General features: G+C 51.7%; 11 protein-coding genes and 1 tRNA gene. 2 read left to right on the top strand and 10 right to left on the bottom strand.

Annotated elements, in window-relative coordinates; genetic code table 11:
- Positions 1 to 246, bottom strand: coding sequence for a hypothetical protein (locus ACO064_RS30510; RefSeq protein ID WP_421830939.1), 246 nt, complete (start codon positions 244 to 246; stop codon positions 1 to 3).
- A gap of 54 nt (positions 247 to 300) precedes the next feature.
- Between ACO064_RS30510 and ACO064_RS30505 the strand changes: the two genes are divergently transcribed.
- Complete coding sequence (locus ACO064_RS30505) at positions 301 to 1,368, top strand: tetratricopeptide repeat protein (protein ID WP_421830938.1); 1,068 nt, start codon at positions 301 to 303, stop codon at positions 1,366 to 1,368.
- Positions 1,369 to 1,563: 195 nt separating this feature from the next.
- Here the strand turns inward: ACO064_RS30505 and menD are convergent, their stop codons facing one another.
- The 6 genes from menD to ACO064_RS30475 all read right to left on the bottom strand — a co-directional run bounded on the left by menD (position 1,564) and on the right by ACO064_RS30475 (position 9,020).
- A complete protein-coding gene (gene menD, locus ACO064_RS30500) occupies positions 1,564 to 3,306 on the bottom strand; it encodes a 2-succinyl-5-enolpyruvyl-6-hydroxy-3-cyclohexene-1-carboxylic-acid synthase (RefSeq protein ID WP_421830937.1) in 1,743 nt (580 codons plus the stop codon).
- A 107-nt stretch (positions 3,307 to 3,413) separates the two neighbouring features.
- On the bottom strand, positions 3,414 to 4,277 hold the full coding sequence (locus ACO064_RS30495; protein WP_038118528.1) for a sigma-70 family RNA polymerase sigma factor: 864 nt from the start codon (positions 4,275 to 4,277) through the stop codon (positions 3,414 to 3,416).
- A 118-nt stretch (positions 4,278 to 4,395) separates the two neighbouring features.
- Positions 4,396 to 6,537, bottom strand: coding sequence for a polyribonucleotide nucleotidyltransferase (gene pnp, locus ACO064_RS30490; protein ID WP_421830936.1), 2,142 nt, complete (start codon positions 6,535 to 6,537; stop codon positions 4,396 to 4,398).
- Between the two features lie 198 nt (positions 6,538 to 6,735).
- Complete coding sequence (gene rpsO, locus ACO064_RS30485) at positions 6,736 to 7,011, bottom strand: 30S ribosomal protein S15 (RefSeq protein WP_114406728.1); 276 nt, start codon at positions 7,009 to 7,011, stop codon at positions 6,736 to 6,738.
- 89 nt (positions 7,012 to 7,100) lie between these two features.
- On the bottom strand, positions 7,101 to 8,618 hold the full coding sequence (locus ACO064_RS30480) for an LptF/LptG family permease (protein WP_421830935.1): 1,518 nt from the start codon (positions 8,616 to 8,618) through the stop codon (positions 7,101 to 7,103).
- Between the two features lie 6 nt (positions 8,619 to 8,624).
- Positions 8,625 to 9,020 (bottom strand): START-like domain-containing protein, encoded by a 396-nt coding sequence (locus tag ACO064_RS30475; protein WP_114406601.1) that lies wholly within the window; start codon positions 9,018 to 9,020, stop codon positions 8,625 to 8,627.
- A 113-nt stretch (positions 9,021 to 9,133) separates the two neighbouring features.
- On the opposite strand from ACO064_RS30475, the gene ACO064_RS30470 reads away from it, so the two are divergent.
- Positions 9,134 to 9,207 (top strand) — tRNA-Met (locus ACO064_RS30470).
- A 179-nt stretch (positions 9,208 to 9,386) separates the two neighbouring features.
- Here ACO064_RS30470 and holA read toward each other — a convergent pair.
- The 3 genes from holA to ACO064_RS30455 are packed head-to-tail and all read right to left on the bottom strand — an operon-like array spanning position 9,387 to position 11,566.
- The gene (gene holA, locus ACO064_RS30465) at positions 9,387 to 10,406 is read right to left on the bottom strand and encodes a DNA polymerase III subunit delta (protein ID WP_421830934.1); all 1,020 of its coding nucleotides are present in this window, start codon (positions 10,404 to 10,406) and stop codon (positions 9,387 to 9,389) included.
- A 41-nt stretch (positions 10,407 to 10,447) separates the two neighbouring features.
- Positions 10,448 to 11,053: an ACP phosphodiesterase gene (locus ACO064_RS30460; RefSeq protein ID WP_421830933.1), complete on the bottom strand. Its 606-nt coding sequence runs from the start codon at positions 11,051 to 11,053 to the stop codon at positions 10,448 to 10,450.
- Between the two features lie 12 nt (positions 11,054 to 11,065).
- On the bottom strand, positions 11,066 to 11,566 hold the full coding sequence (locus ACO064_RS30455) for a deoxycytidylate deaminase (RefSeq protein ID WP_421830932.1): 501 nt from the start codon (positions 11,564 to 11,566) through the stop codon (positions 11,066 to 11,068).
- Between the last annotated feature and the right edge of the window lie 89 nt (positions 11,567 to 11,655).

Below are 11,655 nucleotides of genomic sequence, written 5' to 3'. Positions count from 1 at the left end.
CTAGTATTCGTGCCGTTCGATTGTATCCATAAAATCTTCGTGCATCTGACCAAACCGCTCGTTCACCCGTTGCATGAACGGTTCGTCCAGTAACTGAATCACTTCTTCATCGGAACTGACCTCCATTTCGCTGATCTTGTAGGTCTGTTCATACAAACCGGCTTCGATCTTGATCAGGTATTTGTTGTTCCAGAAGTAGAGACCAATCCGGAAGGCCGGATGCGAAATTTCTTTGATATACCGCATTTTGTTACCATTTAACAGTGTTAGGTTACTTATTCAATGCCAAATTACCAAATCATGGCTTCCATCCCCTCCCATACACCCTTTCGTTATTCAACATTCGTTATTCAATATTCGTTATTCATTATTCATTGTTCATTCTTATTCGCCTGTTCGAACTCGGACAAAGACGAATCGGCGCTTTTTTTTCAACGGGGAAACGTTTCGTTCAAAACCGGCGAATACCGGCAGGCGATCCGGTTTTACAACGAAGCGATTGAAAAAAATCCTGATTTTGCTGATGCCTACCTCAATCGCGGATTGGCGCAGTACCGGCTCGGCGATCTCCAGGCGGCTCTGGCCGACTACGACCGGGCGGTTGACAAAGACGCCGAATTCTGGCAGGCCTACTTCAACCGCGCCGAAGTTCGGTCGGATCTGAACGATCTCCAAGGAAGTAGCGACGATTTGACCAAAATTCTGCCGGTTTATCGGGATTCGACCTATTATTATGTACGGCTGGGCAATCTGCAGGTCAAGCAAAACCGCCTTTCAGCGGCACAGGCTGCCTACGAAAAAGCCCTCGCGCTGGACCCCAAAAACGCCGAAGCCCTGACCAACCGGGGCGTGTTGTACTTCAACCAGAAACAATTCGATTTGGCCAAAACCGACTTCCAGCAGGCAACCCAGCTCGATCCAAAACAACATTTTGCGTTTAATAACCTGGGGCAGATTTTAAGCCGGGAAAAGAAATATGTCGAAGCGTTACAACTGACTGACAAGGCGTTAGCACTGCAACCCACCCAGCCGTATTACCTCAACAACAAAGGCTATCTGCTGCTCCAAACCAACCGCCCGGACGATGCCCTGAAACTCATCCAGCAATCCATTAAACTGGATGACCAGAACGGCTGGGCGCACCGGAATCTGGGTCTGTATTACCTGGCAAAAAATCAACCCACTCCGGCCATCGCGGCACTGAAAGAAGCCGAGCGGCTCGATGCTTCGGTCGAAAATGTGTATGCTTATCTGGGTCAGGCTTATCAGCAAGCGGGCGATGTGGCAAAGGCGTGTCAAACCTGGAAAACGGGCGGCACTGCGGGCGACGAACTGGCGAAAGAGCAAAACGCCCGGTTTTGCCGGTAGTTCATTTCGAACCTGAAAACGGAGATTCTAACCATTTTTAACAGCCCACGGTTTCCAACCGTGGGTTTGGAGAAAATCGGAATATAGATTTAGGAAACCGTTTTAACGGTTTTAGATCGCCAAAACCGTTAAAACGGTTAAAAAAATTCCAGATTCTCTTTGCAAACCCCCGGTTGAAACCGGGGGCTGTATTTATTAAACCGCTTTGAATGTTTCCTGAATGAGTTGCTTATACCTTTGAAATTGTTCAGCGTTGACATACCGGTCCGTTTCAATTTCCAGCAATTTACCCCGATCAGCCTTTACAAAAAAATCCGCCAGGGCGGTTTTTAAATCACCATACGAAGATACTTTCGCATACGACAGACCGGCGTCTTTTGCCGTATTTTCGGCCGAGAGTGGTTGGCTCGTTTCAAAATAGGCATTGAGTTCCGGCTGTTTGGACGGCCCGTCGATGATGCGGAAAATGTTACCCCCGTGGTTGTTGAGCACAATGACGCGCAAATTGGCCGGAATCAGGTTGTTCCACAGGCCATTCCGATCATAGAAAAAGGCAACATCGCCAATCAGGGCCGTTACGGGTTGATCCGTCGTCAAAGCCGCGCCCACCGCCGTACTCAAACATCCGTCGATGCCACTTGTTCCGCGGTTGGAAAATACGCCAATTCGCTGATTTTCAGGCAGTCCACAGAAATTGACGTAGCGCACCGGCATGCTGTTGGCCACGTGAAGCTGACTATCCACCGGCAACGCATCCAGAATCCGCTGAATAACCGCCCATTCGTGAAAAACCGTGTCGTCGTTCAGAAATTGACTCAGCAGGCGCGTCGATTTGCGATCCAGGGTTTGCCACTGTTCCTGAAAATTGTCGTCGGAATCGGCCTCGTCATTGCTCACAAACCGCTGGTAGTCAATATCCGAAAACAGTTTTTCAAAAAAAGCCGTCGGTTCATACGGGATCAGGCGCGTCAGGGACTGAAACGGATCGGCCAGGCGGTGGTGCGCCTGAATCTGCCAGTGTGCCTCGGGCTGGTGATTCCGCAGGAATACTTTAAGCTGTTTTGAAATGAACGACTGTCCGCAGGTGATGAGCAAATCCGGCACGAGGTCTTTTTTCAATGCTTCATTGGCAGAACTCAAAAAAATATCCTGCTGCGTAATGAACTCCCCGTTCCGTGGCAGATTCGAAATCACATCGCCCACTACCGGAATCCGCCATTCTTCACTGATTTTTTTCAGAATCGCCAACAGCGCCGGGTTGTGCGGACCCTGACCAATGGCAATCAGCTTCCGTTCGGCGGTTTCCCACTCCTCCTGCAACCGGTGCCAGGTTTCCGACGACAAAGCCGAAGCCGCTGTCACCTGTTCAATCACCCGAACGGCTGGGTACTGAAACGTTTCGTCACCAACCGGATACAATGGTTCGCGCAACGGCAGGTTGATGTGTACCGGACCACACGGTTCTGCCCGCGCCAGGTCGACGGCTTCGTTTGTCACCCGTTCGGCGAACCAGCGGGCATTGGGGTGGACAAAGTCGGCGGGCAGTTCAAACGATTGTTTGACATGTTTACCAAAAATGTCGGTCTGGTAAATCGTTTGCCCGTCCTGCTGGTGCGTCCATTCTTTGGGTCGGTCGGCGGTCAGGATCAACAGCGGAATTTCCTGAAAGTAGGCTTCGGCCACGGCGGGTGCCAGGTTATAGACCGCACTGCCGGATGTACAGACCAGAATCACCGGCTGACGAAGTTGCTGCGCCATGCCCAGGGCGATAAAACCGGCAGATCGTTCGTCGGCCACGGCGCGGGTCGTCATTTCCGGATGACGCGCCAGCGCCAGGGTGATGGGTGCGCTGCGGGAACCGGGCGAAATGACGGCCTGCCTGATGCCCTTGCGGACACACAATTCAACGAGATTCAGTACGTGCTGATGAATAGCCACAACAAGCGGGGGGTTGGTACAATGCGATCACAAAAAAAGCCGAGTCCGCAAAGTATCTCTGCATTCCCGGCTTTTCTTTACGATCTCGGCGTATTCTTACAATTCGTCTACCCTAAATACGTTTTCAACGCTTTGGAACGGGACGTATGCCGCAGACGGCGGATGGCTTTTTCCTTGATTTGCCGAACGCGCTCCCGGGTCAGGTTAAATTTCTCCCCGATTTCTTCGAGCGTCATGGCGTGTTCGCCATTCAGACCGAAGTAGAGCGTGATGACATCGGCTTCCCGTTGGGTCAGCGTCGACAGCGCCCGTTGCACTTCTTTCCGCAAGGAGTCGTTGATCAGGCCTGAATCCGGTTTGTCTTCGCCATCATTTTCGAGAACGTCGAGCAAACTGTTTTCTTCGCCCTGCACAAACGGCGCATCCATGGAAACGTGCCGACCCGAAATTTTCAGCGTATCGACCACTTCGGCCGCCGAAATCTCCAGCACGGCGGCCAGTTCTTCCGGTGACGGTTCGCGTTCGAATTTCTGCTCCAGGTCAGAGAACGTCTTGGAAATCTTGTTCAGGGAACCCACCCGGTTCAGCGGCAGACGAACAATCCGCGACTGTTCGGCCAGTGCCTGCAGAATCGACTGGCGAATCCACCAAACGGCGTACGAGATAAATTTGAACCCCCGGGTTTCGTCAAAACGCTGGGCGGCTTTGATCAGACCGAGGTTTCCCTCGTTGATCAGGTCACCCAATGACAAACCCTGGTTTTGATACTGTTTTGCTACGGATACAACGAACCGGAGGTTGGCTTTGGTCAGCCGTTCCAGCGACAACTGGTCGCCTTCGCGGATTTTCTGGGCCAACTGAACCTCTTCGTCGGGCGTTAATAGATCCACTTTACCAATCTCCTGCAAATACTTATCAAGCGATTGGCTCTCGCGGTTGGTAATCTGTTTTGAAATCTTTAGCTGTCTCATGTACGGAATACTGCCTTCCGGCAGTCCGGTTTTAATACTACTTCATCGGCGAAACGCCTACCCAAGTCCAATTGGTAACGAAATCATAAACTGATTCTGTACACTAAAATGTAACAAATCAGGCTGGATTTTTGTTCGCAGGCCTGGGCAGTAGTATTTTACGCGACAGACGGTATTTCCCGGTTTTTTTGTCGACTTCAATCAACTTCACCCGGACCTCTTCACCCACTTCGAGGACGCCGTCCATGGTTTCCAGACGATCCCACTTGATCTCGGAAATGTGCAATAATCCATCTTTGCCCGGCAGGAACTCGACGAACGCGCCGAACGGCATGATGGTTTTTACTTTTCCATCATAAATCTCACCCACTTCCGGAACGGTGACGATGCCCCGAATCCGGGAAACCGCTTTGTCCATGCCGACCTGGTTGGTCGAGAAGATGTTGACATAACCGGCATTGTCTTTTTCTTCGATAACAATCGTCGTACCGGATTCTTTCTGGATTTCCTGTACCACTTTACCACCTGGCCCGATTACGGCGCCGATAAACTCACGGTCGATCTTGATGGTAATTGCGCGGGGAGCGTGGGGTTTCAGTTCCGGACGCGGAGCCGTCAACGACTTGTTCATTTCGCCCAGAATGTGCAGACGACCGGCTTTGGCCTGATGCAGAGCCTCCGTCAGTACTTCATACGACAAACCGTCGACTTTAATGTCCATCTGGCAGGCCGTAATACCGGCTTCGGTACCCGTTACCTTAAAGTCCATATCACCCAGGTGGTCTTCGTCACCCAGGATGTCGGACAGAACGGCGTATTTACCGGCATTGTCCGTGATCAATCCCATCGCAATTCCGGCCACCGGTGCTTTGATTTTCACCCCGGCATCCATCAGCGCCAGCGTTCCGGCACAAACCGTGGCCATCGATGACGAACCATTCGATTCCAGAATGTCGGAAACGATCCGGATCGTATACGGATTGTCGGCTTCGGGAGGCAATACTTTCTTCAACGCGCGGTGCGCCAGGTTTCCGTGACCAATTTCCCGGCGACCGGCACCCCGGTTCGGTTTCACTTCACCCGTCGAAAAGCCCGGGAAGTTGTAGTGCAGCAGGAATTTGGAGTAGCCTTGCAGCATGGCCTGATCGACGATCTGCTCGTCCATTTTCGTACCGAGCGTCACCGTGGTCAGCGACTGGGTTTCACCGCGGGTGAACACCGCCGAGCCGTGGGCCGAAGGCAGGTAATCGACTTCGGTCGTGATCTGCCGGATTTCGTCCAGTTTCCGACCGTCCAGACGATAGCGCTCGTCGAGCACCAACCGGCGGGAGGCTTCCCACTGGACATCGTGGAAGTAGGTTTTCGCCAGTGACAGTTTAAAGCCATCGACGTCGCCGTCCGGGAAAAGGATATTTTTGAATTCGTCGAAAACCGCTTTGAACGATTCGCTCCGAACTTTCTTATTTTTGTTTGCCTGCAGGGCCACGGCGTAGACTTTGTCGTAACACTGCTGGTGTACCAACTGACGGAGTTCTTCGTCGTGCGTTTCGTGGCTGTAGAGCCGCTTCTCCTGTTTGCCAACGGCGGCTTCCAGTTCTTTCTGAGCGGCACACTGCAATTTGATGACTTCGTGAGCGGCTTTGATGGCCTCGACCACTTCCTCTTCCGAACACTCGTTCATCTGGCCTTCGACCATACAAACGTCTTTCGCCGTTGCGGCCACGATCAGGTCGAGTGTTGCCCGTTCCAGATCGGAGGTTTTGGGGTTAATTTGATACGCACCGTCGATTTTGGCAACCCGCACTTCGGAAATCGGTCCGTTGAACGGAATGTCCGAAACCGCCAGGGCTGACGATGCAGCCAGGGCCGCCAGGGCATCGGGCAATACTTCAGCATCCGCCGAGATCAGCGTGATCATGACCTGTGTGTCGGCATGATAATCTTCGGGGAAAATGGGGCGCAGGGCGCGGTCGACCAGGCGGCTGATCAATACTTCGTGATCGCCCAACCGGCCTTCCCGGCGTTGAAAGCTCCCCGGAATGCGACCGGAAGCCGCGAATTTTTCCTGATAATCGACGGAAAGGGGCAGAAAATCTGCGCCTTCTTTTCCTTCTTTATTCGAGACCACTGTTGCCAGCAACATGGTATCGCCCAACCGAACGACTACGGCACCATCCGCCTGACGGGCGAGTTTGCCCGTTTCGATGGTGATGGTACGTCCGTCTGGAAGGTTAATGGATTGCGTGATGATTTGTGACATACTTTAGAGAATAATACACGACTGCCGCTTTATAAACCGATTGTTTCTACTGAAAGACCGCAACTATACTAAACTTACTCGCAGACCGCTTCGTCGGACCATCCGAACGTGAAAAAATCTAAAAAACAGCGTAAATACGAAACGTAAAACATAAAATCAGGGAACCGGTTTGACGGGTTCCCTGATGCAAAGTAGGAATTACTTCCGGAGACCTAATTCGACAATGATGGCCCGGTACCGACTAATATCTTTTTTAATCAGATAATCCAGCAACCGACGGCGCTTTCCTACCAGTTTCAGCAGGCCAAGCCGGGTGCCATAATCGTGTTTGTGCTTTTTCAGATGCTCTGTCAGGTGGTTAATCCGGAATGTGAACAGTGCAATCTGAGATTCAGCCGACCCAGAGTCTTCCGCAGTTCTGTTGAACCCCTGAGCAGCAAAGATTTCTTGCTTTTTCTCGGTATTTAAATACATCGTCAGATAGCTAATAGTAATGAAAAAATGAATGAAACGCAAAAGTACGATTTTATTTCTTATCTGCTGAAAAACCGGTGCAGAATATTTCAGGCCACCCGGGTTTCCCGGCGGCTCGTGCGCCAGTGGCTATACCGCTTTTTCAGCCGCTCAAAGGCGATGACGTAGACATCCTTGTCAAACAGCCGGGAATCATTTCGGGCCTGTTTCATGAGGTAAAGCCCGACCGGCAGCAAAATCGCATTCGCCATCCAGGCCCCGGCCGGCACCCAAATCAACCCGTCTTTGGCGTATTTATCGCCCGTCAGGGTCAGCACGTACAGCAGAATGAAGAAAATAATCGACACCAGCACCGGAATACCAAAACCGCCTTTTTTGATAATCGCCCCCAGCGGTGCCCCGATCAAAAACATGATGAAACACGAAATGGCCTGGGTAAACTTGTGGTGGCTCTCCAGCTCATACCGGTTGACGGTTTTGCCTTTCTCTTTCAGGTAGGTCTGGTTCGATTCGGCATAGGAAAGCATGTTGCGGGCCTGCGACAGGGCCATTTCGTTGGTTTCACCCTGAATTCGGGCCTCCACCGGCCGCGCCAGCAGTGAATCGATCCATTTGCCGGCCTTCACAACGGGCGGCACCGGCGTGTTTGGGTTGGTAACAATCACGGGCTGCGGCTGCTTGAACTGGTAACTGTAGTATTGCCGGGAGGTGGTCGCCGTTCCGGCCAGGCTGGCTTTCAGTTCCTTCTTCAGCGAATCGGTCAGCGTGGCCAGCTCCGTCAGGTTTTTCATGTACTCGTGGTATTCGAACTGCTGCTCGTCGGTCCGTTTCAACCCATAGGAATCCAGGCTGATTCGCAGCTTATAATGCTGAAAACCGTTCCGCAGAAACTTGGCCAGTTGATTGGGCGAACCGTTGCTGGCGTAGGACACGCTGCTGGTGTTATCGGTGTATTCGGTGTAATCGTTGCCGTTGTACAGCTCAAAAATCAGGTATTGCTTGTCGGGGGTGGTGAACATGCGCCCCGAATCGGCCAGAATAATTTCGCGGTTTCCGGTTTCCATGCCGTTTTCCTGGTGTTTGTAAATCACCATGCCGCGCAGGGTTTCGCCGTCCTTCTTATCGGCTTTGATGCTGTAACCGGGCAAATCGTTGTAAAAAATCCCTTCCTTGATGCTCAGCGTGGCCTTCGACGATTTGATGTCCCACAACAAACTGTAGCCTTTGAGGTTCGCCCAGGGCGCGACTTTGTTGTTGAACCAGAAGGAGAAAATAGCAATGCCGGTGGCAACGATCAGCAGCGGGCGCATGGCCCGGGTCAGGGAAATTCCGGCGCTTTTCAAGGCCGTTAGTTCAAAGAATTCACCGAGGTTCCCGTACGTCATCAGCGACGAAAGCAGCACCGCCAGCGGCAGGGCAATGGGAATGGTGATGAGGCTGAAATAGAAGAGGATTTTGGCAAAAACCTGTAATTCAACGTCTTTCGATACAAACTGGTCGATGTAAAACATCATCAGACGCATCAGAAAGATAAACACGACTACACAAAGCGTCAATACGAACGGCCCCCAAAATGACTTCAGTATGAGCTTGTCAATTTTTTTCATTGGCAATCAACTTCCCACGATTTCTTTTAACTTATCGATTAAACTGTTCCAGAGCGATTTAAGTTCGTCGGGGTCGGTATTGGAAGAGTAGTCGGTGATGCGTAAAAACGTCGACTGGGTCAGTTCGCTGACATCCACCCGGAAGTCGATATAGGTATGTTCGCCGGTTGGGGTGTCGTTGCCATTCAAAAACTCAAACCGAACGCTTTTATTCTGACGCATGGAAACCTGTTTGGCGGGGTGACTCTCGTTGTCCCAGTAAAAATCAAACTGATGATCCGGCCGGACGTTCACTTTCGATGCAAACCACTGAGAGAGGCCCGAAGCCGTGCTGATATAGGGAAAAAGGACCTTCGGAGATGCCCGCAGCTCGTATTCCGCAATAAATTTATAGTTTTCCATATCAGTGATTTTTAATAGGTAATGTGGCAAAGTTAGCAGAATTTTAATACGAGACTTAAAAAGGTTTGTTGGAGTAGATGTTTTTTTTCTTACTTTTGTGGCACGAAAAATCTGGCGGGGTAGCTCAGTTGGTTAGAGCACAGGATTCATAACCCTGAGGTCACGAGTTCAACTCTCGTCCCCGCTACGAAATGCAAAACCGCCCCTTCAGGCGGTTTTTTGCGTTAACCCTGTCAGCGGTTTTGCCCCCAACCCCCTGAAGGCCGGGCGGCCGGTGCCGGGCTTAAAAAAACCGGATCTAGAAGCCCGGCACCGGCCGCCCGGCCTTCAGGGGGTTGGGGGCAAAACCGCTACTGGAGCAAAAGGTCAGTGCAGAATCTCGTATACCAGTTGCTTCAAAATAGCGCCTTCATTTAGCGACGGTGCGTCGATGCCTTTCGACAACGCATCGGCCTGCCGGATGGAATGAATGATTCCGGCCACTTTCCACAGCGGGTAGGCGCGGGCGGTTTGCAGGTAATCCTTCACAAAAAAGGTGTGAACACCCAGCAAAGCCGATAAGGTTTTTTCGGATTGGTCGCGGGAGGCCTGTACCATCAGCACTTTTGTAAAAAACTGGTACAGAATGATCAGCATCGGCGGCAACGGATTGTCTTTTGGATTCCGGCCGAAATAATCGGCAATCCGGTTGGCTTTCAGCACATCCCGCAGCGTGAGGGCTTTTTGCAGTTCAAACACATTGTATTCCTTGCTGATGCCGACGAGCCGCTCCACGGTGTCGGCGCTGATTTCCTCGCCAACTTTCAGGTTGATCATGATTTTGTCGATCTCACTGGCCAGTCGTTTCAGGTCGTTGCCGATGTAGTCGAATAGCATCTGGATGGCTTTCAGACTGATTTTTATGTTCTGCTGGCGGCAATAGTCCCCAATCCAGTCCGGCACTTTGTTATCGTATAGTTTTTTGGAGTTGAGCAACACGCCTTTCTGGCCGATGGCTTTGGCGAGGGCCTTGCGTTCGTCGTAGGGGCCGGTATGGCACAACACCAGAATCGTGGTAGCCAGCGGTGATTTGGCGTAGTCTTCCAGTAAAGACTGACTCGCTTTCTCATTCAAACCGCCCATCTGCTGGGCTTCCTTCACCAGCACCAACTGACGGTCGGCCATGAACGGATACCGCCGGGCCATGTTGATCACCGCCCCCACCTGGGTGTCCTTGCCAAAAACCGTAAATTGATTAAAGCCCTTTTCGTGTTCAGGAACCGCCACTTTTTCGATTTCATCCGCAATCAGATCCACGAAATACGTTTCGTCGCCGTGCAGCAAATACAGGGGAGCAAAGTTCTTCTTCCGAACGTCTTTCAGAATCTGGTCAATAGCCGGGGTCATAACGGTACACTATATACGTAACAAATCGAGAAAAGAAACGATCACACAACCGGCGGGTTCATCGCCTGAAAATCACGCACATGCTGCTGTAATTCTGGAAAAAACCGGTGGAAATACTCCTCAAAACTAGCGTAATTATCATTCAAATCTTCAATGGCGGTATCCAGATTCGACGGGAACGCCGTGCGCCGGGACATTCCTTTCAGGCTGCGGTCGATGCCTTCCAGAAACTGGTAATTCGTCAGCCAGTCGTGTTGCATCATGTACCCGGCCATGCGCCAGGCGGCATCGGGCAGTTGAGTCCGGTGGTTTTTCAGAAACTGGTAGAAGGCCGGGACAAATTCCGTCAACGACCGTCCGGAAATTTCCGTAAAGTGTACCGCCAGAAAATGATCCAGAAATACATCGATGGCTGCTCCGGCGTATTTATGACAGCGGGGCCGAACCAGAATCCGCATTTCCTCCACCAACGGATGCTGATCCGTAAACTGATCGATCTGGCGGTGGAGCCAGATGCCGCGCTGCACCGCCGTCGATAACCCATGCCGGGGATGGGCGGGATTTCCTTTGATGAAATCCGCGATAAAATTGCCGATCAACAGCCCCTCGTCATCGCCGGAAAGGTACGCATGTGCTAATATATTCATCGATCAGACCGCCTACAGATGCGGGTCGCCCTGCGCAATCACAGTTTCAAACCCCGCCGTGGGCTGGTATTGGACGGTTTCTACCCCGAATTTACGCAAAAACTCGACACCCTCGTCCGTCGGGATACCTTTGTACTGCGCGTAGGAATGCAGAAAAACCACCTTGGCAATTTTCATACTGAAGATAATCCGCGCACAGGCGATGCAGGGCGACAGCGTAACGTAGATGGTCGCGCCTTCGATCACCGCGCCGTTTTTGGCGGCATACAGAATCGCATTTTGCTCGGCGTGAAGCGCCAGTGAGCAACTCCCTTTGGAGTCGCGCGGACAACCGACTTCCGGAAATTCTTCGTCACAGTTGTGTGTTCCCGACGGTGGCCCGTTGTAACCAATGGAAATAATCCGGGTTTCTTTCGTCAACACCGCGCCCACCTGCGCCTTGATGCAGTGCGACCGCTTCGAAAGATTGACGGCCAGTTCCATGAAAATATCGTCAAATCGCGGCTTGCTCATCAATCTCAGGTTATGGTCAACGGTCAATCGACGATGGTCAATTGACCATTGCCAATGGTTTCAACCCTAAACTTAAGACTATTTACCCG

Source organism: Larkinella sp. (assembly GCF_965227735.1).
In the GTDB taxonomy this organism is placed as follows: domain Bacteria; phylum Bacteroidota; class Bacteroidia; order Cytophagales; family Spirosomataceae; genus Larkinella.
The sequence above is the reverse complement of the archived record's forward strand: the minus strand, read 5'-3'. Positions and strand labels throughout refer to the sequence as shown.